Source organism: Natronoarchaeum sp. GCM10025703 (assembly GCF_042661985.1).
Taxonomy (GTDB): Archaea; Halobacteriota; Halobacteria; order Halobacteriales; family Natronoarchaeaceae; genus Natranaeroarchaeum.
This window is the reverse complement of record NZ_JBHSZF010000001.1, coordinates 2,271,039-2,297,091: the sequence shown is the minus strand read 5'-3', so window position 1 is coordinate 2,297,091 and position 26,053 is coordinate 2,271,039. Positions and strand designations below refer to the sequence as shown.

Genomic DNA, 26,053 nt, shown 5'->3' with positions numbered 1-26,053 from the left:
TCAGTTTACCTCCGGTACTGCGGGGTCGCCGTCCTGTGCTATCGCCTCCGCGCAGGCGTCGCCGTCGATCAGTGTCCGCAGGTCTGCATCGGGGACGCGCTCGGCCCACTCGGAAAACGCCTCCTCGCCGGCATCGGTCGCGTAGGCCGTTACGAGACGTTTGATCCCTGCGGGAACGTCATCGAGCGTCACCGATCCGGCGATCCAGTCAGCGAACCTGTCGCGCCCGAGGTCGCCGCCCAGACCGATGTCGGCGGCGTCTTTGGTCCCATCAGATGTTCGTTTCGCCTCGCCGCGCATGCCGATATCGCCGATCTGTGGCTGTGCACACGAGGCCGAACAGCCGGACATGTGGATCCGGACGGCGTCGGGGAGGTCCGACTCGTCGAACCGGTCGGTTTCCACGACCCACTCGTCGAGCGCTCGTGCCCACTCCATCGCGCGGGATTTCGTCTCGACGACGCCGTAACTACAGAACTCCGCGCCGGTACAGGTGACGACGCCCTGGGTGAACGGCCCCGGATCGGGGCTGTATCGCTCCAGAAGGGGTTCGGCCAGCAGGTCCTCGAGTGCGCCCTCGCGGACGCCGGCGACGAGCACGTTCTGGTTCGCCGTCAGCCTGAGTTCGCCGCTACCGTACTGCTCTGCGAGGTCCGCCAGTTCTGTCAGGTCCTCGCCGAGCATCCGGCCGGTCGGGAGAGTGAGACCGACGTAGTACCGGCCATCCGCCTGCTCGTGGACGCCGACGTGGTCGCCGCGATAGCTCGTGGTGAGTTCCTCGCCCGGGCCCTCGAACCCGAAGTCGACGTACCGCTCCAGTTCGTCGCGGAAGCCGTCGGTGCCGTACTCCTCGACGATGAACTTCAGTCGGTTGACCGCCGTGTCGATGTAGCTTCCGTGGTCGATGAACAGGTCGGCGACGGCGAGGGTGAACTCCTCGACCTGCTCGGGGTCGAGAAACACGCCGAGGTCAGTCGCCGCACGCGGGCCGTCCGAGAGGCCGCCGCCGACTTTCACGTGGAAGCCGTCGCGACCGTCCTTGACCGCGGGCGTGAAGCCGAGGTCCTGGATCTCGCTGCGCCCGCAGTTCTCGTGACAGCCGCTGAGGCTCACTTTGAGTTTGCGGGGTAGATTGGCGTATCTCCTGTTGCCCTCGAAGGCGTCTGCGATCCCTTCTCCAAGCCCCCGGACGTCGGTGATCTCGTCGCCGAGTCCGGAGGCCGGACAGGCAACGACGTTCCGGAGCGTGTTACCGCTCGCCTGGATGGTCGTCAGTCCGACCTCCTCGTACCGGTCCCAGATCTCGGGCATGTCCTCGACGCGGATCCAGTGAGCCTGAAGCCCCTGTCTCGTCGTGACGTCGAGAAAGCCGTCGCCGAACTGGGGGTTCTGTTCCGTGCCGCCGTACTCTTCCGGTGCCCTGGCGAACTCGTCGACTATCTCGCCGTAGGTGCGGGCCTGCTCGGCGGTCAGGACGCCGTTCGGTACCTTCGTCCGCAGCATGAAGTAGCCGTCCTGCTTTTGCGTGTACAGTCCGATCAGGTGCAGGCGGCCGAAGACGTCCTCGCCGAGTTCGCGGGGGAGTGCCTCGAACCCCGCCGGCGCGACCTTCCGGACGCCCTCGTAGAGCCGTTCCGGGTCCCAGTCGGAGGACTCCGCTCGAACCCAGTCAGTCAGGCTTCCCTCGTAGAACCGGACGTTCTCGTAGCCCAGGTGCGTCAGAACGGCAGCGGTGTGACTGAGTCGGCGGGCCGTGTTACAGTAGAGGACGACCGGGGTCCCGCGCGAGATTCCCTGCTCGTCGAGCATCGATTCGATCTGCTCGTCCGGCCGGAGGCGACCGTCATCGTCGACGAACGCCTCCCAGCTAAGTTGGACCGCGCCGGGAACGTGGGACTGTTTGTACTCCGCGAGGGTGCGGGTATCGACGACAGCCGTCTCCCCGTCCTCGACTGCACGTTCGACGTCGTCACGATCCGCGAGCAGTGTCTCGTCAGGCGCATCGGGGTCGTACTGGACGAAGTCGGTCTCGACCGGTTCGGTCTCGACCGGACGCTGCCCGCGCAGCGCATCAAACCCGCCGTCGGCCAGATAGAGGTTCCCGCCGTGGCCGTACACTGCGGCGGTGAGCAGAAACCGGGCCGCGTAGACGCCATCCCCGCCGTCGTAGGCGACGAGCGTGTCGTCGTTCGTGATACCCGCTTCACCGAGGAGTTCGCCAAACCTCTCCCGACCGGGTAACATCCCCGTCGCGACGCTCGACGGATCGCGAAAACTGTCGAACGGGACGTTTACCGCGCCGGGCGCGTGACCCATATCGGTGTACTCCCGTTGGTCTCGTACGTCGACGAGGGTGACGTAGTCGTGTCGCTCGACCCACGCCGGATCGACGAACGCCGGACTGTCGAAACTCATCTCTGGCCCTCCCAACGGCGTTCGATAACCGAGCGCCGTTCCGTACTGCCTCGCTGTCGTTTCATGGCTTGTCGTACGTTTGGTTTCCGGGCCTACTTTGTAGCTCTCGTAACGGGAATCCCTTCCCCTGCTCCGGAAAAGATGCACGATTCCGAGCTACCCCTGACGGTCGTTCATCCCTCAGTACGACCCCACTTTACGCTCGCTTCTGGAGAGAATCGCCAGAAGTGATCGGTGTCGCCCAGCCTGACGGCTCCTCGTTGATCGTCCCAGCATCCGGCAAGAATTTCTGGATCGTCGTCGGTGGGCAGACAACGCCCACAAATGGGGGCAGCGCGGTCAGACGCGCCGAGTCAGCGACTCGGTGAACTTGCGCTTCGTCGTCTTGATGCGGTCGTAGAGCAAGGCCCCTTCTGCCAGGGCTGGATACTCGACTGGGAGTGAACTGTAGAGGTACGCACAGAGTCCGTGGCCATCGCCACGCCAGTGAGAGGCAGGCGATCCGGACCGGACTTGCTGTTGCCGGCGTTCGAGTACGGACTCGCACTCCTCTTCGAGCGCATCTAGTTCCCACCAGTGATGTTCGAGTTCGTCGAACGACTGGCGTAGTCGTCGAGAGTCCTCCAGGTCGTCGATGCGCTGATCGATATTCGCTAGCGCGTCGTTGGTTTCCTGAAGCGAATCGGATTCCGCTTCGAGCGTCCGGAGAAAGCGCTCTCGGCTGTTTTTCGTCTCGGTTCCTTTCTGTACGAGGGCCTGTTTGATCTGAGGGGTAAATCGGGACGTGGTGTCGAGAGCCGTAGTGACTTCTTCACCGAGTTCGATCGCCATGTTCTCCCGCAGGGGTTCGCCGTAGTCAACCTCGTAGTGTGGCACCTCCATCACGGTGTTCTCGTAGAGTTTGTAGACGTCGCCGACCTGCGAGGTGGCCGGAGAGTTCGTCCGCTTTACCATCGCTCCGCCTTCGGTGGCGACCTGTGGCTGAACGGTCGTCGCTTGAAGCCGACCGATCCCTTGCACGAACTGCTCGAACGCCTTCTTCTCGTCTCGGACACGCCGTTGCTCTTCGGAACACTCCCTGCGAGCGTTCGCAAGGTAGGTAAACGCAATGAGAGCGACTGCAGCGAAGACGGCAACCGTAACCAGAAGTAACTCCGATGAGAGTAGCTCACCGATGGTACATTCGATGCCTGAACAACCCTGCTGTAACTGTGGCTCCCCGATTCGGTAGTGGCCCGCGTTTGCTACCAGTAGAGAAGCCATGCCAGTTTTTACCATGCGGGCAGGAACTATAATCGTTGTGTCTGCGAGTTGAGACGATGCTGCCGAAAATTGCCTTGGAAACCCTATCGGCAATGAAATCCGCTCAGAAATCGGGTTCTAGCTCGACCAGTTCGATGCGTCCGGTGCCGGAGACGCTTACGCCACACCCTTCGTACTGGAACGAAATCTCCAGCGGGTTCTCGGTCTTCGACCTGTCACAGAGTGCATCGATCGCGTCCGGATCGATTGTTTCGTACAACGGATCGAGTTCGGTAGCTGTCACGTCTCGAATCGACGCGACGGCCTCGATCAGAACGGTCGACATCCGCTCTGAACTGTCCCGTTCCATCGTGAGTGTGTTCTGTTGCTGCCCTGTACGTACCTTCTTGTTACACTTTTGCTCAACCATCTTTGGAATCCCTCAATTTGCCACATCCCCATGTGGCGTACCGATCGTATGTAGTGCTCCAAGATCCCGATATAAAAGCGTGTCCAAACCTGAACTGTGTTGTCTTTCGTTTTATCACCAGTTTGGGGCGGTGCAGTCTGGCGATTCAGGTGGTCGATCCACCGTTCATGTTTTTATAATTATGTAGAATCGGACCTGCTCGACCCGAGCAGTTCTGAGAGGCCGGGTGTCTCGTCACCATCCCCTTCCAGTGCGGATTCGACGAGCATCTGGCCGCCGATAGTCGCTGGACTGATCACGCTGTCCGCTCCCGCGTGTCGTAGCTTTGCGACGTTCTCGCGGTCCGTCGCTGCCGCGACGATCCGGATGTTGGGACGGAGTTGTCGGGCAGTCAGGATCGCCAGTGCGTCCTGTGCGTCGTCTTCCGTCGCGACGACCAGCGCACGAGCGGATCCGATCTTTGCCCGTTGCATCGGTTCCTCGTCGCTCGGATCCGCGGCGATAGCTTTCAGCCCACGCTCCGAGAGGTCCGACACGCGCTCCCTGTTGGCAGTGATTACGACGAAGTCGGTATCGCTGTCGGTCAGTCCGACCACTACCGGTTCGGTGAGTTCGCCGTCACCGAGAATAAGCACGTGGTCTTCGAGGAGTTCGAGTTGTGAATCGGTCATGTTTCCAAGCGCCTGACTGAGTCTGGCTTCGATGGCTGGCCCCAAAAGTGATCCGAGAGCGACGGCGAAACTCGCAGTCCCGAACACGACGACGGACATCCCGAACAGTCGCGCTTCCGGGCCGGCGGGATAGGCGTCGCCGTATCCCACCGTCGTCGCCGTAACGATAGTGTAGTAAAACGCGTCGAGGATCGTGTTCACCCCCTCGAAGTCCTCGCGCAAAATGTACGACCCGACGGTGCCGTACGCCTGGGTTCCGATCAGCGCGAGCGCTGCGGCCATCTGTGTCGTCGATAGCGAGAGCTCCCGACTGAACTGCTCACGGTGAACCGCGACGAACGGGATCGAAAGCAGGGAGAGAACGACCAGGGGAAGCGAGACGGGACTTGACTGGACGAGCCCTTGCAGTGCTGTCACCGGCAACAGCACGAGGACGGCGTACCACGCGACCCGGAGTCCGCGTTTGAGTCCGTACACCGCGGCGATCATGAGGAATCCGGTCAGGGTTCCGGTAAAGCCGGCAGTTCGCTGGACCGCTGTCGGAATGTACGCCTCCAGCGGAAGGACCGTTACGAACCGGATGTTGCCGATGTGGAGGAGACCGGTTACGACGGACAGAACTGCGACGATCGTCGTTAGCCCGACGGCCGCGCGCGTGGCGAGCAGTTTCCGACTCCAGGTCATATACGACTCGTAACGAGACTGCCGTATAAACACACATCGGAGTCGCTGTTCGTCCGTGGCGAGGCGCAAGCTACTTGCTGACGGGGCATTGATCGCTCGGATATGGAGTGGAAACTGTTCGCGGACCTCGCGGAGCACGCTGGCGGCAAGCACGTCGGCGTCGATGTCGACCCCGGCGATACCGTCGGCGATGCGCTCGACGCCTTGCTCGCGGACCGCCCCGAACTGGAGTCGCGGGTGCTGGCTGACGACGGGAGTGTGCGAGAGCACATTAACGTCCTCCGGAACGGAAACGACGTGAACGCCACTGGCGAAGGCCTCTCGACGACGCTCGAATCGGGCGACGAACTCGCATTGTTCCCGCCGGTCAGCGGCGGGTAGCTGAACTCGGGGTCCCGTCCTTCGAGGAACGCGGCGACACCCTCCTCGTGTTCGGGCGTATCGCGGGCGAGTGCCTGAGTGGTGTTCTCGTGGTCGAGCGCCTCCCGCCAGTGTTTGCCCGCGTTCTCGTGGAGCGCGCGCTTGGTCAGCCCAACGGTCTTGGTCGGACGTTTGCGGAGCGTCGACAGCAGTTCGTCGACGCGCTCGTCCAGTTCGCCGTCCGGTACGGCATCGTTGATCAGGTCGATATCGGCGGCTTCGTCAGCCGAGATGAACTCGCCAGTCATCGCTAGCCGCTTTGCGGTTCGGAGACCGACCAACTGTGGAAGCAAGAAGGTACCACCGGTGTCGGGTATCAGGCCGACGCGCACGAACGCACAACTGAAACTGGCGGAATCGGCGGCGTAGGCGAAATCACTGAGGGCGGCGAGTGCAAGCCCTGCACCGACCGCGTCGCCGTTGACTTTGGCCACGATGGGTACCCGCGAGGTAATCGCGGCTTCGACGACGCGCCCGAACGTCTCCGCGATGCCGTCGAACGTCTCGACTGCGTTCGCCTCGGTATCGACCATCGTCTCGATATCGCCGCCCGCGCTGAAGGCCGCGCCCTCGCCGGTCAACACCACCGCGTCGTGTGTTTCGGCGTCGACATCCTCGATGGTCTCCGCCAGTTCGGTCGCCGTCTCGACGGTGACGGCGTTCATCACTCCGGGTCGGTCGAACGTGACGGTCCGGACGCCGTCGACATCGCTGATCTTCATGCGTCGAACGCACAGCGTAGAGGATAATGAAGGTACGGCCTGCGAAGGTGCGGACGGCCCTCAGTTCCGTGCAGAGAGGTCGGCTTCCATGACGAAGTCCGGATGCTCACTTACCTCGACGCCGATGTGGACGGCGTCGGTGACGTGTCGAGGTGTCTCGGGAAGCAGCACTCTCGTTCGGTCGGCACCGACGCTTGCGGCGTCCCGTCGGATCGCAGCGAAAAGCGCCCGTGCGGCCGGCACGTCGGCCCACGCGCCGACGCCGTACTCCGCCCACGTAACGGTCTCGCTGTCTTCTTCCCGGTCGTAGGTGCGCAGTCGGAGCGTGAGTGCTTCTGTGCCGTCGCCCTGCACCGCCAGTACCCGTTCGGCGTCGTCAGCGAGGCGTTCACGCGTCAACGCGGCGAGCGCCCACGCCTCGTCGACGTCCAGTGCGAGTCCCGAGAGCGCATCGTGTGCGTCGCTGCGCGTCCAGTAGGTCCACGCCGCATCGGGTGACTCGGTGATTCGATGACCGGTGTCGGCCGCCGCGTTGGCGTCCGGCGTCGGGAGCGCCCAGCGGAACTCCGTCCCGGCGTCGAAGCCGACCGCTCGGCAGTGCCGAGACCGGCCATGTTCCACGAAAAGACCATATTTCGACAAAGTGTCCCGCCGCGTTCGGCCGCCCAGTCGAACAACCGATCGTTCATAGGTTTGCTCGCGCCGTGGCCGCGTGCGGCGGGTGCGACGCGCATCCCCTGTGCCCACGCCTCGTACTCGGAAAGCATCACGCCCTGGAGGATTCCAGCCACCTCGTCGTCCGCTTCGAGCACGAAGGTTCGTTGCTCGGGGCCGTCGCTCTCGACCCATTGCTCGAAGATGTCGGGGATGTAGTCGCCGGTCTCCTGATCGGGCCACGTCTCGGTCGTGAAGGACGTGACGGCATCGTGATCCGATAGTCGGGCCTGGCGGACGCTGAAGTCCGTCATCGGGCTACTCCCAGGGGACCGACCGAGCGGTTATCTCGCCGGCCGTCGGTTCGGCCATCACTGTTTCGGGGTGGTCGCTGTTCGCGAGCGCCCACATCAGTTTTACCTTCGCAGTTCCGGGTAGCATGTCCTCGCCCTCGACGACGCCGGCGTCGAGCAGGTCCCGGCCGGTGTCGTACACGCGGTCACAGACACGCCCATCGAGACACTGGCTCGTCATGACGACCGGGGTGCCCTCGTCGACGATGTCACCGATCCGGTCGATGAGGTCCGAGTGGACGTGACCGAGGCCCGTCCCTTCGAGGATGATGCCGTCATTCTCTGCCGCGAGGTCGAGAATGCCCTCGTCGAAGCCGGGTGTGAACTTCACCAGCGAGACGTCGGCGTTCAGGTCTGCCGAGAGGTCGAGTTCGACATCCCCGCGCTCTGCGCGTTCTCGCCGCCACTCGATCGCCAGGTTCTCGTACTCGATCTCACCGAGCGGCTTCGCGCCGACCGTCTCGAAGGCGTCGCGTCGCGAGGTGTGGTTCTTGCGGACGCGGGTCCCGCGGTGGAGCGCGCAGGCCTCGTCGGATTCGTCGGCGTGCATGCAGACGAGCACCTCCGCACAGTCGCTTTTCGCGGCTTCGACCGCACAGACCGCGTTCATCACGTTGTCGCTGGACGGGCGATCGGCCGAACGCTGGCTTCCGGTGAACACGATGGGAACCGGTGTGTCGAGCATAAAGGAGAGTGCGCTCGCACTGAACTGCATCGTGTCGGTGCCGTGCATCACGACGACGCCGTCGGCCCCGGCTTCGATCTCCTCGTGGACGGCCTCGGCGAGTTCCTGCCAGACGTCCGGCGTCATGTTCTCGCTGAGGATGTTCGCGACGACCCGTCCACGGTAGTTCGCGAGTCCTGCGAGATCCGGCACTGCGCGGAGGACGTCCTCGGCGTCGAACTGGGCCGTGACCGCACCGGTCCGGTAATCGACCGTCGAGGCGATGGTTCCGCCGGTGGAGATCAGCGATATCGTCGGCAGGTCCTCGTCGAACTCCACCGTGGAATCGGACGTGTCTCCCGATTCTTCGACGTCGTGGACGTCCGATTCGATGACCTCGACGGCGGCGTCCTCGCGGTCGATGCCGACGTTGTACCCTCCCTCGAGTTTGAGTACCAGATGCTCGTCCGTTGTCGAGGGGAGCAACACGCCCTCGTAGCGCTGCCCGTCGCGCTCGATCCGCACGTGATCGCCTGCGTTCATACTCATCCGTTCAGACCGGCGGGACTTGAACCCACTCTTTCGTCCGCTCGCGAACCGGGCGAAAAACCCATGCCTGTCGCGGCCGACTCGGTATATATGAGCGAGCGCACCGATCAGCTCTCCAAGAGCCGTGATTCCGAGGTCGATACCGGAAGCTTCGACGAGAGCCTCCTCGACGACTCGACCGAGCGGCGAGAGCCCGATCCTCCGGCGGAATCGAGCGATGGCTCGCGTCTCGCGGAGTACTTCGCCCCGAAAATATTTCTCGTCGTCTTCGCGCTGTTGGCCGTACTGGGCCAACTCGGCAGTACCTTCGTCCCCCTCGTCGGGGGGCCGCTCGGCGTGTTTGTCGGTGCGTTCGCCGTCGGGCAGCCAGCAGTCGTCGTCGCTACGGGGAGTCGCTCGTCGCCGGCGGCCTCGTCGGTGCGCTCGGCGTCCTGATCGGTAACATCACGCTCGCGGCCGTCACCAGTTCGATGCTGACGCTGACCGGCGTCGGGGCTGGGGCTGGCATCGTCCTCGGTCTTCTCGGCGTCTACTTCGGGCGCGACCTCCGCAACGGTCTCACAGAGGACATCTGATTACTCGTCGAGCGCCCAGCCGTCACCGACCCGTTCGACCAGGTCGTGTTCCGCCATCTCCGCCAGCACCTCCTGGACCATGCCCGGCGGCGCGTCGACGGCCTTGCTGATCGACTCGGTCTCCGCCGGGCCGTCGGCCAGTTCGAGCAATACGTCGGCGTACAACCGGCTGTTCTCCGTGGCATCGAGTTCGTCGGTCAGTCGGTCGAGGACGTCCGTGATCCGACCCTGGACCCAGCGCTGAGCCATCGAAAGCTCGTTTTCGAGTCGTTCGAGTTCACGAAGCTCTGCCGCCATCGACTGGCTGTCGTCGCCCTCCTCGCAGCCCGCACGTCGAGCGAGAGATAGCGCCACGTGGTCACATCGAGCTTTCGGCTCCGCGGATACGCGCTTTTCGTCCCGAACTCGTAGGGCGAGACGTTGACTTCGAGCCGGAGGTTCCGAGAGATGTGGAAGTACTTTCGTCGCTGGCTGTCGGTCCGACTCTCGATGATTCCGGCCTCTTCGAGTTTCCGCAGATGATCGATCACTGCCTTGGGGCTGACGTCGAGATATTCGCTGATCTCGGTGACGTAGCAGGGCTTGTGGGCGAGAAGGCGGAGAATCCGCCGACGGTTTTCGTTGCCAAGGAGATCGAGCAGGGCTGCAGAGTCCATCTATAGGTAGTTATTCGTCTGCGATGAAAAGCATGTCTGCTCGGGTATTTCGGCTACTCGCGGGCCGTCCGATAGAAACGAGGGGCTACGCCGATGCCAGGGAGAGAGCCCTACTGGAGTCGTCCTGTGCGCTATCAGGCTGCTTACCCTGACTGTCCTTGTCCTGAGGGCCCTGTTTGCGTTCCGAGCCTTTCTCGTCTGAGGGGCCGGTGTCATCCCCCGCGCCGGGCACACTGTCAGGTGGACCGACCTCGCTTGGTGCCGGACCGCCAGGGATTGCACCTGCCGCCTCTGCGACTTCGGGACCGCGCAAGTCGGCGACGCCCTTCGAGAGGTCGTCGAACGGTGCTCCGGAGTGACCGGCCTTTTTGGCAAGGCTGGCGGAGTTGTTCACTTCGCGTTCCAGCGAGTGGATCTCGCTAGCGATCCGGCTCATCCGCACTTGTGTGCTGACATCGTTTTCCGCGTCTTCGAGCTCTGCTTTCTGCTGTCTGAGCGCGGTCAGCCTGGCTTCGAGGTCAGCCGCCCGATTGTCGAGCACCGCGGCCCTGTCGTCTGCCTGCTGGTACTCGGCGTCGAACATTCCTTCGCTGACCGCGCTCTCGGTGTTCGTGCTACTCGACTGCATGAACGAACCCATCTGAACGCCGAGGCTGGCGTTCCCTGTGGGTTCCGTTTCGGACTCCTCGTCGAGCACCCCTATCGCTCCCGACGCACCGGCGAACGAAGCGAGAACGGCAAGCCCGACGATGGCAACCGTAGCGAACGCCACAACACGAAGGGGTCTCATTGAAACTCACTACCACTACAGATCTTAAAAAAGCGCAGTTTCGTTCGTTCCGTTCATTCGGCAGAAATATCTGTTTAAAACTGCTTTGAGCGTTTAAAGCCAGCAGAGAATCAGTAAATAGTGTTTTTGGATCTCATACCGGTCGACCACGATGGGCCGGGACTTCGGGCGGTGACGACGGTCCGGACCGGCGGAACTTTTATACTATGACGAGGCCCTTGTTAACGTGTAGCATGTTCGAGGAATTCTCCAGCGGCTACTACTTCGGTCGTCTCTACGTCGAACCGTTCGACGGTGATAAAGCCGTCATGCAGCGAGAGCAACACGAACGCGTCAACGAGGAGCTCTACGCGACCGGAGAGGGGATCGAGCGACTCGATTCGCCACTGGTGATGAAACTCGACCGCCAGCACTTCTCGGTACACGGCGAGTCCGGAATCCCTCCGGACACGATTGCGGTACCGGAGTCGATCATCGACGAGACAGACATCGACAACCCACCGACAGTGCGGGAAGTGTTCCTGGCCAAGCGCGACCACGCCCGCAAACTGCTCGACATGTTCGGTCAGCATTCTCAGCCCGCATCGGATGCGTCAAACAACGGCTCAGCCACCGGCCGGTGATCCCTCCGACCGGTAGGACTTTGCGAACATAGGGACATCCTACGACCATGCGCGAAGCAGAGGAAACGACCCGACAGCGCATTGCCCGAACCCTTCGGAACGAGACCGAGACGCCCAGTGGCCTCGCCGCGGAGTTCGACGTCTCCGTCGGCGCTGCACTCGATCACGTCACACATCTCGCTCACTCGCTGGACCCAACGGACGAAGAACTGCTCGTCGCCCCGCCGACCTGCCGGGAGTGTGGGTTCGACGAGTTTGACGATCCGGCGAACGTTCCCTCCCGCTGTCCGGAGTGCAAACACGAAGGGATCGAAGAACCGGCGTTCAGAATCGACTAGAACTCGACGTTCGACGTCGACGTCCGGTCGAGGTCGTCCGTCTCGATACCACCCGTAGCGACGAACTCGTACTTCTCGTCGGTAAGGTAGACGTTGCCGTCTTCGGCGGTGACGTCGATCCCCTCCAGAAACGCTCCCTCACACGGTCCATAGGTACATCGTCCGCTGTCGGACTCGAAGTACGCCCCATGGTTCGCACAGATGATCTCGCCGTCCCGCATCGGTGCACCCGAGCCCTTGTCGAGTGGGATGTGGGTCAGATGCTGGCAGTAGTTCATCCACCCGGCAACGCCGTCCGCAAGTTCAGTCAAAACGGCCTCTCGTTTCTCCCCCGATTCGACGTCGCGAACGGTGAAGATTAGCGTCGTCTCCCGTGGCACCTCCTCGACCGACGTAATACTCGTTCCCGAACTCATCGTGTACCGAAAGTGACTGGCTGATGTATAACGTTCCGGTTCGACCGATGGCAGGAGAAGGGGTAGCTTCGAGCACCGCGCTGGCGAGGCCGTACATCGTCTCGCTGTCGCACGATACAGTGCGTTTATACAATGCGACACGCCGAATCAGTAGGCAAGAGACCGTATAGGGGGCCGGAGTGGTGCTAGAAGTCCAGTAGCGTTGACCCGACGAGGTAGATCACGAGCGTCACCGCGATAGCGGCCCCCGCACCGATGCCCGGATCCGGTTCGGCGACCGAGAGGCCGACCGCAATCGCGACGATGGAACCGGCTTCGAGTCCCAGGCCGAGCACGCCCATCTGCGCGCTCGACGAAACACGCTGACTCGCATCCGCAAATCCGAGTTCCTCGTCGGACTGCTCCTGTACCGTCGAGAGACCCATGAACCACGGCAGGAACAGATACGATCCCACGCCGCCGAACGCACCGACAATCGCACCGTAGACGGCACTCTCCAGGAGCATATAGCCGACCACACCGTACGCGACGACGGTCGTCACCGCCGCCACAGCCCCGAACAGGGTGAACAGGCGCTCGTTGGCATCGACCTCCGATTCGGTATCTCCCTCGAACTGGACCGCACTATCTTCCATACAGAATAGCAGTAGATATTAGATAAAAAGTATCTTGGGTATCCGTCGTATCGTCAGCTCACTCCGCCTGGGAGACGGCCCCACCCAGCCCCGCCAGCACCTCGAAGAAGTCGGGGAAAGAGACGTCGACGTGCTCCGCGCCGGTGATCGTGGTCTGACCGTCGGCGACGAGGCCGGCTACTGCCAGCGACATAATGATCCGGTGGTCCGCACAGCCGTCGACCGTCGCGCCCGAAAGCTCGGTTTCGTCGCCGTGGATCGTCAGCACGTCGTGTTCCTCCGTTACTTCGGCCCCCATCTTCCCGAGTTCCTCGGCCATCGCGCTCACGCGATCGGTCTCCTTGTACCGGACGTGTTCGCAGTTCTCGATCCGGGTGTCGCCGTCGGCTATCGCGCCGAGCGTGGCGATGGTCGGCAACAGGTCCGGCGTGTCGCCAACGTCGACGGTTGTCCCCGATAGCTCGCTGCGCTCGACGGTAATCACGCCGTCCTCGCGGTTCCAGTCGATGGCCGCGCCCATGTCTTCGAGGATCCCCAGGATGGCGCTGTCGCCCTGTGCACTCGGATAGGCTCCCTGAATCTCGACGGCGTCGTCGCCTGCCACCGCACCGACCGCGAGCAGGTACGACATCGAGGAGAAGTCACCGGGCACCGAGTACTCGCCGCCCTCTGGGGCGTAGGACTGGCCGCCCTCGACCGAGAAGCCCCGCTCGGTCCGGCGAGCGTCGACACCGTAGTCGGCCATCAGTTCGGTCGTGATGTCGACGTAGGGTGAGGACTTGAGTTCCGTCTCCAGGTCAATGTCGATGCCGTCCTCGGTCACCGCACCGGCAAAGAGCAGCGCGGAGATGAACTGCGAGGAGACATCGCCCGGAATCGAGACGGTGCCGCCCGAAATCGGCCCCTCGATGACCAGCGGTGCCTGTCCGTTTCCGCGGGTGCTCCGTGCACTCCCGCCGAGCTGGTCGATGGCGTCGAGCAGGGGGCCATGTGGGCGTGACCGAAGGGATGCGTCGCCGGTCAGAACGGTCATCCCGTCGGCCAGCGCGGCCGTCGCGGTGACGAGTCGCGTCGTCGTCCCGCTGTTGCCACAGTCGATGACGTCGTCGGGAACCTCGGGGCGGCCATCGAACCCCGCCACGTCGAGTGTTCCGTTCGTCTCCGAGACGTCCCCGCCGAACGCTTCGACTGCTCGCATCGTGGCCCGGATATCGGCACTTTCGAGCGGCCCGTGGACCAGTGCGCCGTCCGCGTAGCCCGCGGCCAGCACTGCACGGTGCGTATAGCTCTTCGATGGCGGCGCGCTCGCGGATCCGCTGACGGTCGATGGCGTGATCGTGACGTTCATATCGGCCCTGATGGCCGGGAGTGGTATCACAGTACCGGAACGTGCCACCCGAACAGTAAGGAGGGTGCCGCACAGAGATGCGGCTATGGGACTTCTCTCTCGACTGCGTTCCTGGTTCGGCGGTGGCTCCGATACAGAGAAGCGAGAAGGCGAGGCCGATGCGACCGAGACCGACGCTACAGAGTCGGGGCTCGACCCCGACAACGTCACCGAGGTCAGAACGGGATCCAGTGACGACGCCGCCGACAAACTCCGGGAGGTTTCGGGCCGGCGGGCCGAGGATTCCGAGGAGCCAGCAGACGGCTGAACAGGACGGATCTGTCGACTGGTAAACTTTTTACTGGAGAACGAGAAACGACGAACTACGCCCACGCTGCCCGAGGATTCCGCCCTCCGCCACCGACGGTCTGGGATGGCGAGACGGTCTACAGCGTCGGTAGCGGCTGTACGGTCCTCGCCGCCGACGGCGACGGCGAGCGCTGGCGACGCGAACTCGACTTCGAGAGCTGCTCGATTGTCGACGGCTGGGTCGACGGTAAGACGGTCGCCTTCCTGTTCGAGTCCGGCGAACTCCGCTGGCTCAGACGGACCGACGAGGAACCGGGCTTGCTGTGGTGAGTCCCCGAATTATATACTCCACCGCGCCCGAGAGGAGGGTATGGAACCCGACCTCTCACGACTCGCCGACGTCATCGACGACCGGGGTGCGGACGGCTACCTCTTCGACGGCCACGACGACTCCGACCAGTACTACGTCTGTGGCTTCGACGCGCCGGATCCCTTCGTCGCGCTGTACGACGGCGAGGGCGCACATCTGCTGGTGTCCGGACTGGAGTACGGCCGTGCCGTCTCGGAGAGTCGAGCAGACAGTGTCTCCAGATACGAGGAGTACGACTATCAGGAGCGTGCAGCCGAGGACGGTCCACGAGAGGGGCGGCTGGCGACGATTGCCGCCTTCCTCGCGGACAATCACGTCGAGTCCGTGCTGATCCCCGGCCAGTTCCCAACGGGCACCGCCGACGGCCTGCGCGAACACGCCATCGACGTCTCGGTCGAGTCAGAGGACGTGATCACGGAGATCCGCTCGGTCAAGACCGACGAGGAGATCGAACACGTCCGGACGGCCCAGCGCGCCAACGAGGCCGCGATGGCCCGCGCCGAGGAACTGATCGGTGGCACGACGGTCGAAGATGGCCAGCTAGTCCACGACGGCGAGGTGCTGACGAGCGAGCGCGTTAAGCAGGCTATCGAGATCGAACTACTTCGGGAGGGCTGTGCGCTCGACGAGACGATAGTCGCCTGCGGCGCGGACGGTGCGGACCCGCATGACCGCGGAAGTGGCCCGCTCGACGCCGAGGAATCCATCGTCGTCGACATCTTCCCCCGTGACAAGGAGACGGGCTATCACGCCGACATGACCCGGACGTTCCTCAAAGGCACGGCAAGCGAAGAGCTTCGTGACCGCTACGAGATCACTCACGAGGCACACGGGGCCGCGCTCGACGCCGTCGAAGCCGGTGCCACCGGCGCGGACGTCCACGACGCGGTCTGTGACGTCTACGAGGAAGCGGGCTACGCCACGCTCCGTGATGATCCCTCGACGGAGACGGGATTCATCCACGGCACCGGCCACGGCATCGGGCTGGACGTCCACGAACTCCCGCGGCTGAACCCGACCGGCGGCGAACTGAAGGCTGGCCAGATCATCACTATCGAACCCGGCCTCTACGATCCCGACGTGGGCGGTATTCGGATCGAAGATCTCGTCGTCGTCACCGAAGACGGCTACGAGAACCTCACCGACTACCCGAAAGGGCAGAACTCGCCTGAGAAGCGCTCGAACCGGTAACCGAGATCTGAGGGAAGCCACGCTTACAGTCCTAACTCCCGACCGATCACGAGTTCCTGGATCTCGCTCGTTCCCTCGCCGATCTCCATCAGTTTGGCGTCGCGGTAGAACCGTTGTGGCGCGAAATCCGTCGTGTATCCGTAGCCACCGAGCGTCTGGACGGCCTCTTCGGCGACCTCGCGGGCCGTCTCGCTGGCGTCGAGTTTCGCCAGCGAACTCGCCTTGGTGACGTCCTCGCCCTGGTCGTACATCCACGCGGCTTTGTGGGTCAGTAGCCGCGAGCGCTCGATCTTCCGGTCCATCGCCACGATCTTGTTTCTGATAGCGTCGAACTCGGAGATCGGCTGGCCGAACTGCTCGCGCTCCGTGGCGTAGGATTTTGCGGCCTCGTAGGCACCCTGCGCCAGTCCGACCGAGAGCGCTGCGATGGAGATACGACCGCCGTCGAGGGTTGCTTTGGTCTGGTCCCAGCCCTCGCCCGGGTCGCCGAGCAGGCGGTCCTCGGGGAGGCGGACGTCATCGAGTTGGATCTCACAGGTCGGCGAGGCGTTCAGGCCCATCTTGTCCCAGACAGTGGTGACCTCGAACCCGTCGTCCTCGGTCGGGTCGACGATGAACGTCGAAATGCCATCGTAGCCTGCGCCGGGATCGGTCACTGCCTTGACGAGGATGGAGCCAGCGACGTTCGCGTTCGTGATGAACTGCTTTGTCCCATTGAGCACCCACTCGTCGCCCTCCTTCTCGGCCATCGTGTCCATGTCGCTGGCGTCGCTCCCGCTGGAGGGTTCCGTGAGCGCCCAGCCACCCATGTGCTCGCCCTCGGCGAGCGGGCGAAGCCAGCGCTCTTTCTGTGCTTCCGTTCCGAACGCTTCGATCGGTTTCGAGGCCAGACTGACGTGGGCGGCGTAGGAGAGTCCGATCGCACCCGAGACCCGGCCCAGTTCCTCGACGATCAGGGCGTACATCAACTGATCGCCGCCGAGTCCGCCGTACTCCTCGTCGACCGGCACGCTCATGACGTCGAGTGCGGCGAGTTCGTCGAAGACCTCCTGTGGGAAACGGTGTTCTTCTTCGATCTCTCCTGCTATCGGCTCGATTTCCGCCTCACAGACCTCCCGGACGGCCTCTCGCATCATCCGGTGTTCGTCGGGAATCCGAAACTCCATGCGGGGACGTAGAGCGAGGTAGGTGATAAATACGACGAACGATCATGTTGGATGTCTTGCTCGTGACGGCCCGAGAGAAATTTAAGCGTCGCTGACGTTCGTCGTAACAATGGATTTGCGTGGTCTCGTTCGGGGCACCGTCGACTGGGCTGACCTCGAAGGGGTCGGCCGCAGGCTTGCCGAACGGTCAGACGAAGAGTCGGTCCGGATCGAGTTTCTTGAGGCGGACAACTGGCTATCGACGCCACTGATCGTCGACGAGCAGTGGTTCGTGAAGATCATCTCGCCCCAGAACGCCTTCGTCCACGCGGTGCTCACCGGGGCACGCAACATCGGTGCGTTTTCGAGCGGAACGGCCGGCTTCTTCGAGCGGTTCGAGGGGCCAGTCGAGATGGGCCGACACGAACTCGAAGCCAACGAGCGCATGGGCGAAATCGGCCTCAACACGCCGGCCCCGGTCGGCGTCTTCGAGTACGAACAGTTCGGCGTCGTCGTTCTGGAGTATCTGGACGACTTCCGATCGCTGGGCGACCTCTCGCCGATGGAGAAGCTTTCTTACACGGACGAACTGTTCGAGTCTCTCGCCAGGATGCACGAACACGGGCAGCACACGGTGATCTGCGGGCCGAGAACGTCCTCGTAGTCGACGGGGAACTTTACTTCATCGACGCGACGAGCGTTCGCGAGGACGGGATGGACGGGGCACGGGCGTACGATCTATCCTGTGCACTGGCGGTCCTCGCACCTGCCATCGACGCCGAGACTGCCGTGGAGTACGCACTCGCACACAACTCCATCGAGGACGTACTCGCGGCACGCGAGTTCCTCGATTTCGTCAAACTGCGACCGGACCACGACTTCGACGCCTTGCGAGTCAAAGGCGAAATCGTGAAGGCCGCCGACGCGCCAGCACGGTCGACGACCGGCCAGTAATCAGTTAATTTTCCCGACACACGTCAACATGCCTCACGGCAGAGGTGCTTTTTTCATGATAGGCGGCCTACTTTCATCAGGTTCGACCATGACACACAACCACTACATCGACGGCGAGTGGACCGACGGACACGGCGACGAAACCTTCGAGAGTACCGATCCGGCGACCGGTGACGTGCTCGCCGAGTTCCACCAGGGGACCGAGGCAGACGTCGAGACTGCCGTCGCAGCCGCAGACGAGGCCTTCGAGGAGTGGCGAGACCTCTCGTACATCGACCGTGCGGAGTATCTCTGGGAGATCTATCACGAACTCCGTGAGCGTACGGACGAACTCGGCGAGATAGTCACCAGGGAGTGCGGGAAAGAGATCAGTGAGGGTCGTGCGGACGTCGTCGAGGCCGCCCACATGGTCGAGTGGGCGGCGGGCAACGCCCGCCATCCGCATGGTGACGTGGTACCGAGCGAAATCGGTGCAAAAGACGCGTATATGCGCCGGAAACCGCGGGGAGTCGTCGGCTGTGTCACGCCGTGGAACTTCCCGGTCGCGATCCCGTTCTGGCATATGGCCGTCACGCTCGTCGAGGGCAACACGGTCGTCTGGAAACCCGCCGAACAGACGCCGTGGTGCGGCCAGATCATCGCCGAGATGTTCGAGGAGAGCGGCATTCCGGACGGCGTGTTCAATCTGGTACAGGGGTTCGGCGACACCGGGGCCGCCATCGTCGACGACGACCGCGTCGACACCGTACTGTTCACTGGCTCCGCCGAGGTCGGCCACGAGATATCGGATCAGGTCGGCGGCGAACCGGGCAAGACCGCCGCCTGCGAGATGGGCGGCAAGAACGCCATCGTGATCACCGAGGAGGCGGATCTTGACATCGCGGTCCACAGCGCCGTGATGTCGAGTTTCAAGACGACCGGCCAGCGCTGTGTCTCCAGCGAGCGCCTGATCGTCCACTCCGACGTCTACGACGAGTTCAAAGAACGGTTCGTCAGCCTCGCCGAGGACGTCTCGGTCGGCGATCCGCTCTCGGAGTCGACGTTCATGGGGCCGCTCGTCGACGAGGACGCCGTCGAGAAGTTCCACCGGTACAACGACCTCGCCCGCGAGGAGGGCGCAAACGTCCTCGTCGACCGGGCAGACCTCGACGAGGACGCGATGCTGGACGCCGACGGTCACTGGGTCGGCCCGTTCGTCTACGAGATGGAGTACAGCCCCGAGTACCGCTGTCTCCGCGAGGAGGTGTTCGGCCCGCACGTTGCCCTGATCGAGTACGAGGGCGGGATCGAGCGCGCAACGGAGATCCACAACAACGTCCCGTACGGGCTTGCGGGCGCGGTCATCTCCGAGAACTACCGGCAGCTAAACCACTACCGTGATCGGGCGGAAATCGGCCTCGCCTACGCCAATCTGCCCTGTATCGGCGCGGAGGTACAGCTACCGTTTGGCGGCGTCAAGAAGTCCGGCACCGGGTCGCCGAGCGCCCGTGAAGTGATCGAATCAGTGACCGACCGGACGGCGTGGACGCTGAACAACAGCAAAGAGATCGAGATGGCACAGGGTCTCTCGGCGGATATCCACACCAGCGACGAGGAGTAGCGTCGGCTAGCGAGTCGGTATCTCGAAAGTGAGAGGGGTGGAGCCGAGGAGCATCGAGCCGTGAAACCGGGGCCACCAGGACGGCCCCGGTGTGGACGGGTCGAGCGCGACGAGCGTTTGCCGGCGCGACGTGAAAAGCGTCGATGTGCCGGCAACAGTCTTTCGGCCCGTCTCCGTATAAATGCACTGTTCTGGGCACAGAGATCCCGTCGCCCGCTGGAGGGTATCGACGCCTGGATCGCTCCCGGACAGCGGTCAGTGTCGACGGTCACGCCACGCGGGGAACTCCTCTCGAACGCGCTCGACGACGCCCGGATCGATCTCTGCGGTCACCAGCCTCGGCTGGTCGCTCGACGATGCGAGCGTCGTCCCCCAGGGATCGTACACCGTCGAACGGCCCAGGAGCGTCGCGTCGTCGAACTCCCCAGAGCCGTTGACCGTGGCGATGTACTGCTGGTTCTCTATCGCCCGGGCCCGTGAGAGCGTCTCCCAGTGCTCGACCCGGGGGTACGGCCACGCGCTCGGCACGACGATCAGGGTCGCGCCCTGCTCCGCGAGGCGACGGAACTGCTCGGGAAAGCGGAGGTCATAGCAGGTCGTCATCCCGACCGAGAACCCCTCGAAGTCGACGACGGTGTCGCGCTCGCCGGGGACGAGCAGTTCGGCCTCGGCGGAGTCGTAGCCGAAGAGATGGCGTTTGCGGTAGACGCCTTGCCGGCGTCCCTCCCGATCGAAGAAGACGGTCGTGTTTGCGAGTCCCGACTCGGCGGGCGTCTGTGCGGTTTCGGTGGCGGCCAGATCCTCGACGATGCTTCCGGCGACGACTCCGATGCCGTGTTCGGCGGCCGAATCGGCCATCCGCGTCAGCGTCTCGCCGTCGAGTGGCTCTGCGAGTCGCTCGTAGACGTCGAACGCGAAGTAGCCGACGTTGAAAATTTCGGGGAGCGCAACGATGTCCGCGCCTTTCGCCGCCGCAGTAGCGATGGCGTCCTCGGCGCGTCGCCGGTTCTCCTCGACGGCGGCGGCTTCGATTCCGAGTTGTGCCAGCGCGAGTTTCATTCTTCAGTTCCGGTATCGCTCCGGAGTGCGGCCTCCAGATTACCGAGTTCGGCGTCGAGGTTCTTCTCGAAGTAACGCTCCACGCCCGGCAGTCGGCCATCGACAACGAAGCGGTTTACGACGCGGCTTCCCCATCGATCGCTTCGATCTCGTGCTCGCCAGTGACCCGCATCAGTTTCGAGCGGCCGACGAACTTGACGTAGTTCGGCGGTTCGCGGGTCACGTCCTCCGTTTCGACGGAGGCAGTGCGGTTCACGATCGGGATCGGAAGATCGACTTGCCACGTCGCCTTCCGGCCGTCTTCGTCGTTCAACGTGAATTCGGAGACGACACTGATCGCGCGAGCGCGTTGCTCCGGGCTGGCGATGAACTCCCAGACGCGCTCCGGCGGCACGGCCAACTCGAACGTACGCTCAACCCGGACGGTCATATAATACTCTGACGACCACGGGGGTAAAAGTCCGCTGGAAGCGGCGTAACAGCTGACCGTTACTCTCCAAGTCGTCGACCGTGCTCGTCCCCACTTCTCGATATCGACTTCCTCGGCCTTTTCGGCCAGCATCGGAAGCCGCGACCCGACCTGTTTTGCTGTCAGTCCCAGCGACTCGGCGATGTTTTTTGCTCTGAAGTAGCCTTCGCCGCCGGAGGCGCTCTCGCGCAGGTACGAGACGATACGGCGTTCTTCCTCCGTGTACTCGGTCATCCTATCGCGCGCTAGGGGTCCACGCGCTTAACACTTTTCGAGGAGGAGTGTCCCTCAGCCGTAAATCTGGATCGAGAGGATTGTGAGCGCGCCGAAGACGAGCACTGCGGCGAACCCGAACGCGCCGACGAGTTGGGGCGCAAGCGAGGTCGCCCCGACGTACATTACCGCCGCACTGATCGTCGCGAGAACACCGAACAGTATCGCGTAGCCGGTCTCTTTGTCCGTCGGTCCCGCCGACTGTGTAGACATGTATCCTCGTTTCAACGGGGGAAACTTAGCTCTTGTTAGATCTCACCACGCCGGTTGTATCCACATCGGTGTCGACGGTCGAAGGTGGATGTCACTCGTCATCCTCAGAACCGCACTGTCCGGGAGCAAGCTACGGATTGCCGCCGTCACACTGGTCGAACTCCTCGGGACGGTCGTCGTCGCCACGAGAGTGGGTCTCGGCGGCGTGCCGGTGATCACTGAGGAACGAGGACTACTTGATGGTCGTGTGCTCGGACTCCTCGTTCAGTGCGAGGTTTGCGGCGATTTCGGCGTTTCGCATCGCGTACTCGGCGGTCTGTTTGAGGCTGACGAGCACTTCCCGCACCTCCAGCAGGTCCTCGTTTTCCATCTCGGGGAGGTCGGCGAGGATCTCCTGTTCGCGGTCGCCGATCTCGTGGAACCGTTTGCGGGCCTCGATCGTCTTGTCGTAATCGCGCTCGACGGCGCTTTCGACGCCGAGTTGGGTTAGCTCGTCGACGTCGTCGGTAAACTCGCGGATCCGACGCATGGTGTCGCTGTCGACCTGCAGGGAGTGGTCGTCGCTCTCCATGACGATCTCTGCGATATCCTCGGCGTTGTCCGCGGTCAGTTCGAGGTTCTTCGCGATCGACCGGTAGCCGATCAGTGGGAAGCCGGATTCGAGTCCGACCGCCCGTGCGAGGTTGGGGTTCTGGTAGGCAGTGAAGATCAGACGGAGCAGGAGGACAAAGATCTTGTTGGCCTGCCGTTCGCGGTTCAGGGCGCGCTGTGCGAGGTCGGCGTTGCCGTGGGCGAGCGCCTTGATCCCCTCGCCGCGCATCGTCGACCCGGTCGACTCCAGCCGTTCGAGCAGGTTGTCGAGCGTGAAGTCCTCGGGATCGACCGAACAGCGGATGGCGATACTCTCGGGGGTCTCCTCGATCACACCCAGTCCCATCAACTGCGTCTCGGCGCGGTAGACTGCGTTGATGTGGTCGCTCGACAGCGCGCCTTCGGTCTGGTCGATCCGGATGACACGCCGCCCGAGCACGTACTGGGCGACGATCGCTCGCTCGACGGCGTCGGCGTCGAGGTCGTCGGCTCTGATGATCGCTTCCGATTCGTCGGTGTTTGCCGACTCCGACAACACCGTTAGCGTCCCTTTACCACTCATTCGCAGGGAGACTTCGTCGCCCTTTTCGACGTCGTGTTCGGACGCCCATTCCGCGGGCAACGTCATCGCGAGCGTCGACGGCCCGAGCCGCTGCACCTTTCGCGTTTCCATGCCCCCATATAACATTGAGGTCACCTTAATCTTATCCATACGCACATCATTCTAGATGATGTCATAATATATTCGACAGCGTCTTTATACAATATTCGCAGAGAGATAGTAGACCGCACCTGACCTCACCGGACCTGCATCATCCGCCGCTCGAACCGGCCGACACGTACTTTCATCCAGCCACGTAGCGAGTCGTCGACGGCCTCGTCGCCAGTGTCTACGCGGAGCACGTCGAGGTCGTCGAGTTTCGCCTTCGAGGCGACGACTTCGACCTCACAGCGTTCCAGCACCGCCGGCGAGATCTGGTCGTTCCCGCGGCCGAAAATGAAGCCCTGTCCGCCGATCGGCGAGACGACAGCCACGTTCGACTCACCCAGCGCCGCCAGGATTTCCGCCTCGCTCGCGTCCTCGACGAGTACTTTACCCTCGGGCGTATCGCCGTCACGCCCGACCGCACGCCAGACGTCCACGCCGAGCGGCGAGCCATCGAAACCGAGTTCGCGTTTGATCGCGCCGAGCGTGCTGCCGGGCCCGAGAACGTAGGTGGTGCCGGAGTCGACGCTGTCCGCAAAGCCTGCCGCCAGGGTCTCGACGCTCCCGCCGCCGATCTGTTTGCTGGCCTGTAGTTCGTCGGCGACTGGCACGGGCCGAACCGCGCGCAGTTCGGTCTCGACGTCGCCGCCGCGGTAGGCGTCCTCGTCGATATCGTTTATTTCGCGTGGCTCGACTCGGTCGTAGGTCGCGGCGATGCGGCCGGCCTCTTTCGGTGTAACGCCGAACACCGACGAGTACACTTTGACACCGGCAGGGACGCCGAGCATCGGCGTCGTCACCTCCTGGCGATCCAGCACCTCGGCGACGTCGACCGCCGTGCCGTCGCCGCCCACGAATAGCACGAGATCGACGTTGGCTTCGACGAAAGCCCGTACTGCCTCGCAGGTGTCGGCGGCGCTCGTCTCACCCGGTGTCTCTCCGTCGGGCCGAGTGACGACCTCGGGATCGAAGCCAGCCTCGCGAGCGGCGTCGGCACCCATCACGCCACCGGCAACGAGCAACTCGATATCCGAGTCGTGGCGGGCGAGGGACTCCAGGGCCGCGACTGCCCGGTCGAACGACCGCGGTTCGGCACCACGGTCGATCGCCTCGTCGACCTTTCCGTCGGTACCCTTGAGTCCGACGCGCCCGCCCATGCCAGCAACCGGATTCACGACGACGCCGATACGACGCATGCTCCGACGTAGCGGGGCGACGGTTAAAAACGCGGCTGTCGGTCACTCGGCGGGTGCCGCCGTTTCCGCTTCGGCGGTCTCCGTCGCATCGTCTGCGACGACGGCGTTCACCACGGCCCCGAGCAAGAGCAAGATTGCGCCGAAGTAGAGCCACGTCAGAAAGAGCAAGACGCCGCCGAGTATCCCGTAGGCCTCGAAGCTCGCAGCATAGGTGGTGTAGATCTGGAAGCCGATCTGCAGACCGATCCAGCCGATCGTGGCCACAACGGTTCCGGGTAGCGCCTCCCGAACGGTCATCGCTGTCGGCGGCATGGTGTAGTACAGTGGCAGGAACACGATCGTCAATCCGACCAACAGGGCGACCAGACCGAACAGGTCGACGAAGAGTGGGCCGACGATGGTCGCTCGCCGAATGAACGTCCCAACGCCGAGCATCACGACGATGCCGAGACCGACCAGCAGAAGGACGGTTAGCCCGTTCCGGATCTGACGGGGCAGAGAGGTCGTGACATCCGATACGTAGATCCGGTCGAACGACGTGTCGACCGCCCGGAACACCTTGATCGCTGACCAGGTCAACCCGACTAAGCCGACGATCGATGCACCAGTGCGTCCGTCGGGGTTTTCCAGTGCATCGCTGACGAGCGACTCGCCTGACGAGGAGAGTTGGTCCCCGACGAGGGAGACGATACGTTCGGCGAACGCCTCGCCGCCAACGAGTGATCCGACAGAGAGCGTCAACAGCAACAGCGGGACGACCGAGAAGAACGCGTAGTACGCGATACTGGCGGCCAGGAAGGTGACGTTGTTCTCACTCATCCGATCGATGACGGAGCGAGCGGTCGCCTGCGGGTCCATATTCACAGTATAGGGTTTCTGGATAGTAAATCGGATGCAACCGAGGCTTCTCAAAGTTTAAGAGCACACGCCGGAAAGAAGCCGATATGACGCCGATCCCTCTCGAAGCCGGACTGCCGATGTGGGAGACCAGTCTCATCGTGCTCGGCGGGAGCATCCTGATAACGCTCGCGTGGCTGTTTTCGCTGTTCCGGTAGCCGGCTACTCCGTGTCCCGAACGTCGACCCGCTCGTGGAGCCAACCGGCCGCCGATTCGACGGCCCCGGGGTCGGTTCCGGTAAGCTTCACCCGGACGTACTCGCCGGGATAGACGCCGACACCGACGTCGAAGCGACCGCGTAGCTCCTCGATCCGGTCGAGGAGGGCACTTTCGGGTTCATCGATAGTGACGGTCCTGGCGTAGCGTTGCTCGCCGACAAACTCGTCGGCGATGGACTCGAACATCCCGCGCATCTCGGCGGGGACGCCCGGCAGGACGTACACCTCCTCGTCGACGACACAGCCAGGTGCAACGCCGACCTCGTTGTGAAGCGGGCGCGCACCGGCAGGGATGTGACTCGTCCCCTCGGCCAGGTCCTTGCGGGCGTAGCCACCCTCCTCGACGATCCACTCCAGGGCTTCCTCGTTCGATTCGACCGCTCTACCGTACGCGGCGGCGACGGCCTCCATCGTCATGTCGTCGTGGGTCGGACCCAGCCCACCGGTGACGATCAGGGCGTCGTACTCGACGCGATACTCGTTGACCACGCGGGCGATTTCACCGACGCGGTCGGGGATGACCGTGATCCGCTCGACGTCGACACCGCGCTCGTCGAGACGCTCGCAGAGCCAGGTGGCGTTCGTGTTCGTCGTGTCACCCGACAGTATCTCGTCCCCGACGTTGACTAGTGCGACGTGCATACCGGCTACTTGCGGCGTGGAGAATAAAAACGCGCCGGGAGTGCGGGAGCGTCTG

23 protein-coding genes and 6 pseudogenes are annotated in these 26,053 nt (G+C 63.3%); 8 read left to right on the top strand and 21 right to left on the bottom strand.

Going from position 1 to position 26,053, the window contains the following annotated elements; genetic code table 11:
• The 4 genes from ACFQH2_RS12800 to ACFQH2_RS12785 form a co-directional block, all read right to left on the bottom strand.
• Positions 1-2,415, bottom strand: coding sequence for a rhodanese-like domain-containing protein (locus tag ACFQH2_RS12800; protein WP_377054178.1), 2,415 nt, complete (start codon positions 2,413-2,415; stop codon positions 1-3).
• Between the two features lie 339 nt (positions 2,416-2,754).
• Positions 2,755-3,678, bottom strand: a complete 924-nt coding sequence (locus tag ACFQH2_RS12795) for a DUF7260 family protein (protein WP_377054176.1) — start codon at positions 3,676-3,678, stop codon at positions 2,755-2,757.
• A gap of 103 nt (positions 3,679-3,781) precedes the next feature.
• Positions 3,782-4,027 carry a HalOD1 output domain-containing protein gene (locus ACFQH2_RS12790; protein WP_377054174.1) on the bottom strand — a complete coding sequence of 82 codons (246 nt, stop codon included), beginning with the start codon at positions 4,025-4,027 and terminating at the stop codon, positions 3,782-3,784.
• 239 nt (positions 4,028-4,266) lie between these two features.
• Entirely contained in the window at positions 4,267-5,442 is a 1,176-nt protein-coding gene (locus ACFQH2_RS12785; protein WP_377054172.1) for an NAD-binding protein, read from the bottom strand.
• A gap of 102 nt (positions 5,443-5,544) precedes the next feature.
• Between ACFQH2_RS12785 and ACFQH2_RS12780 the strand changes: the two genes are divergently transcribed.
• Positions 5,545-5,823 (top strand): ubiquitin-like small modifier protein 1, encoded by a 279-nt coding sequence (locus ACFQH2_RS12780; protein WP_377054170.1) that lies wholly within the window; start codon positions 5,545-5,547, stop codon positions 5,821-5,823.
• 2 nt (positions 5,824-5,825) lie between these two features.
• Here ACFQH2_RS12780 and ACFQH2_RS12775 read toward each other — a convergent pair.
• The 3 genes and pseudogenes from ACFQH2_RS12775 to gatD all read right to left on the bottom strand — a co-directional run.
• Positions 5,826-6,584 (bottom strand): annotated as a pseudogene (locus tag ACFQH2_RS12775) (enoyl-CoA hydratase/isomerase family protein); the annotation flags it as partial.
• Positions 6,585-6,644: 60 nt separating this feature from the next.
• A pseudogene (locus ACFQH2_RS12770) lies at positions 6,645-7,552 on the bottom strand (GNAT family N-acetyltransferase).
• Positions 7,553-7,556: 4 nt separating this feature from the next.
• A complete protein-coding gene (gene gatD, locus ACFQH2_RS12765) occupies positions 7,557-8,798 on the bottom strand; it encodes a Glu-tRNA(Gln) amidotransferase subunit GatD (protein ID WP_377054164.1) in 1,242 nt (413 codons plus the stop codon).
• Positions 8,799-8,894: 96 nt separating this feature from the next.
• Between gatD and ACFQH2_RS12760 the strand changes: the two genes are divergently transcribed.
• On the top strand, positions 8,895-9,239 hold the full coding sequence (locus ACFQH2_RS12760) for a hypothetical protein (protein WP_377076807.1): 345 nt from the start codon (positions 8,895-8,897) through the stop codon (positions 9,237-9,239).
• Positions 9,240-9,379: 140 nt separating this feature from the next.
• On the opposite strand, the pseudogene ACFQH2_RS12755 reads toward ACFQH2_RS12760, so the two are convergent.
• Both ACFQH2_RS12755 and ACFQH2_RS12750 read right to left on the bottom strand, forming a co-directional pair.
• Positions 9,380-10,035: pseudogene (locus ACFQH2_RS12755) on the bottom strand (metalloregulator ArsR/SmtB family transcription factor).
• An 85-nt stretch (positions 10,036-10,120) separates the two neighbouring features.
• Positions 10,121-10,825 carry a hypothetical protein gene (locus ACFQH2_RS12750; RefSeq protein WP_377054158.1) on the bottom strand — a complete coding sequence of 235 codons (705 nt, stop codon included), beginning with the start codon at positions 10,823-10,825 and terminating at the stop codon, positions 10,121-10,123.
• A gap of 233 nt (positions 10,826-11,058) precedes the next feature.
• Between ACFQH2_RS12750 and ACFQH2_RS12745 the strand changes: the two genes are divergently transcribed.
• Positions 11,059-11,448, top strand: a complete 390-nt coding sequence (locus ACFQH2_RS12745; RefSeq protein WP_377054156.1) for a DUF5802 family protein — start codon at positions 11,059-11,061, stop codon at positions 11,446-11,448.
• Between the two features lie 47 nt (positions 11,449-11,495).
• Entirely contained in the window at positions 11,496-11,786 is a 291-nt protein-coding gene (locus ACFQH2_RS12740) for a transcriptional regulator (protein WP_377054154.1), read from the top strand.
• Here ACFQH2_RS12740 and ACFQH2_RS12735 read toward each other — a convergent pair.
• The 3 genes from ACFQH2_RS12735 to aroA form a co-directional block, all read right to left on the bottom strand.
• Positions 11,783-12,202, bottom strand: coding sequence for a Rieske (2Fe-2S) protein (locus ACFQH2_RS12735; protein WP_377054152.1), 420 nt, complete (start codon positions 12,200-12,202; stop codon positions 11,783-11,785). The two genes, ACFQH2_RS12740 and ACFQH2_RS12735, sit on opposite strands and share 4 nt — an antisense overlap.
• 185 nt (positions 12,203-12,387) lie before the next feature.
• On the bottom strand, positions 12,388-12,837 hold the full coding sequence (locus ACFQH2_RS12730) for a hypothetical protein (RefSeq protein ID WP_377054150.1): 450 nt from the start codon (positions 12,835-12,837) through the stop codon (positions 12,388-12,390).
• 58 nt (positions 12,838-12,895) lie between these two features.
• Positions 12,896-14,185 (bottom strand): 3-phosphoshikimate 1-carboxyvinyltransferase, encoded by a 1,290-nt coding sequence (gene aroA, locus ACFQH2_RS12725; RefSeq protein WP_377054148.1) that lies wholly within the window; start codon positions 14,183-14,185, stop codon positions 12,896-12,898.
• Between the two features lie 85 nt (positions 14,186-14,270).
• Here aroA and ACFQH2_RS12720 point away from each other — a divergent pair, with 85 nt between their 5' ends.
• Positions 14,271-14,492, top strand: a complete 222-nt coding sequence (locus ACFQH2_RS12720) for a hypothetical protein (protein WP_377054146.1) — start codon at positions 14,271-14,273, stop codon at positions 14,490-14,492.
• A 351-nt stretch (positions 14,493-14,843) separates the two neighbouring features.
• A complete protein-coding gene (locus ACFQH2_RS12715) occupies positions 14,844-16,034 on the top strand; it encodes a M24 family metallopeptidase (RefSeq protein WP_377076806.1) in 1,191 nt (396 codons plus the stop codon).
• Positions 16,035-16,057: 23 nt separating this feature from the next.
• On the opposite strand, the gene ACFQH2_RS12710 is transcribed toward ACFQH2_RS12715, so the two are convergent.
• Positions 16,058-17,200 carry an acyl-CoA dehydrogenase family protein gene (locus ACFQH2_RS12710; RefSeq protein ID WP_377054142.1) on the bottom strand — a complete coding sequence of 381 codons (1,143 nt, stop codon included), beginning with the start codon at positions 17,198-17,200 and terminating at the stop codon, positions 16,058-16,060.
• A gap of 109 nt (positions 17,201-17,309) precedes the next feature.
• Between ACFQH2_RS12710 and ACFQH2_RS12705 the strand changes: the two are divergent.
• Together ACFQH2_RS12705 and ACFQH2_RS12700 are read left to right on the top strand one after the other, a co-directional pair.
• A pseudogene (locus ACFQH2_RS12705) lies at positions 17,310-18,133 on the top strand (RIO1 family regulatory kinase/ATPase).
• Positions 18,134-18,221: 88 nt separating this feature from the next.
• Positions 18,222-19,733 carry an aldehyde dehydrogenase family protein gene (locus ACFQH2_RS12700; RefSeq protein WP_377054138.1) on the top strand — a complete coding sequence of 504 codons (1,512 nt, stop codon included), beginning with the start codon at positions 18,222-18,224 and terminating at the stop codon, positions 19,731-19,733.
• Positions 19,734-19,988: 255 nt separating this feature from the next.
• Here ACFQH2_RS12700 and ACFQH2_RS12695 read toward each other — a convergent pair whose 3' ends face one another.
• The 8 genes and pseudogenes from ACFQH2_RS12695 to ACFQH2_RS12660 all read right to left on the bottom strand — a co-directional run bounded on the left by ACFQH2_RS12695 (position 19,989) and on the right by ACFQH2_RS12660 (position 25,998).
• Positions 19,989-20,792: a carbon-nitrogen family hydrolase gene (locus ACFQH2_RS12695; RefSeq protein ID WP_377054136.1), complete on the bottom strand. Its 804-nt coding sequence runs from the start codon at positions 20,790-20,792 to the stop codon at positions 19,989-19,991.
• Positions 20,789-21,222: pseudogene (locus ACFQH2_RS12690) on the bottom strand (SRPBCC family protein). The gene ACFQH2_RS12695 and the pseudogene ACFQH2_RS12690 overlap by 4 nt, the downstream one beginning before the upstream one ends.
• Before the next feature lie 51 nt (positions 21,223-21,273).
• Positions 21,274-21,495 (bottom strand): annotated as a pseudogene (locus ACFQH2_RS12685) (hypothetical protein); the annotation flags it as partial.
• Between the two features lie 54 nt (positions 21,496-21,549).
• Positions 21,550-21,747 (bottom strand): DUF7525 family protein, encoded by a 198-nt coding sequence (locus ACFQH2_RS12680; RefSeq protein ID WP_377054130.1) that lies wholly within the window; start codon positions 21,745-21,747, stop codon positions 21,550-21,552.
• A 232-nt stretch (positions 21,748-21,979) separates the two neighbouring features.
• Positions 21,980-23,011 carry a PhoU domain-containing protein gene (locus ACFQH2_RS12675; protein ID WP_377054128.1) on the bottom strand — a complete coding sequence of 344 codons (1,032 nt, stop codon included), beginning with the start codon at positions 23,009-23,011 and terminating at the stop codon, positions 21,980-21,982.
• A gap of 125 nt (positions 23,012-23,136) precedes the next feature.
• The gene (locus ACFQH2_RS12670) at positions 23,137-24,240 is read right to left on the bottom strand and encodes an ATP-NAD kinase family protein (RefSeq protein WP_377054127.1); all 1,104 of its coding nucleotides are present in this window, start codon (positions 24,238-24,240) and stop codon (positions 23,137-23,139) included.
• A 42-nt stretch (positions 24,241-24,282) separates the two neighbouring features.
• Positions 24,283-25,098: a YihY/virulence factor BrkB family protein gene (locus tag ACFQH2_RS12665; protein ID WP_377054125.1), complete on the bottom strand. Its 816-nt coding sequence runs from the start codon at positions 25,096-25,098 to the stop codon at positions 24,283-24,285.
• A gap of 201 nt (positions 25,099-25,299) precedes the next feature.
• Positions 25,300-25,998 (bottom strand): competence/damage-inducible protein A, encoded by a 699-nt coding sequence (locus tag ACFQH2_RS12660; RefSeq protein ID WP_377054123.1) that lies wholly within the window; start codon positions 25,996-25,998, stop codon positions 25,300-25,302.
• Between the last annotated feature and the right edge of the window lie 55 nt (positions 25,999-26,053).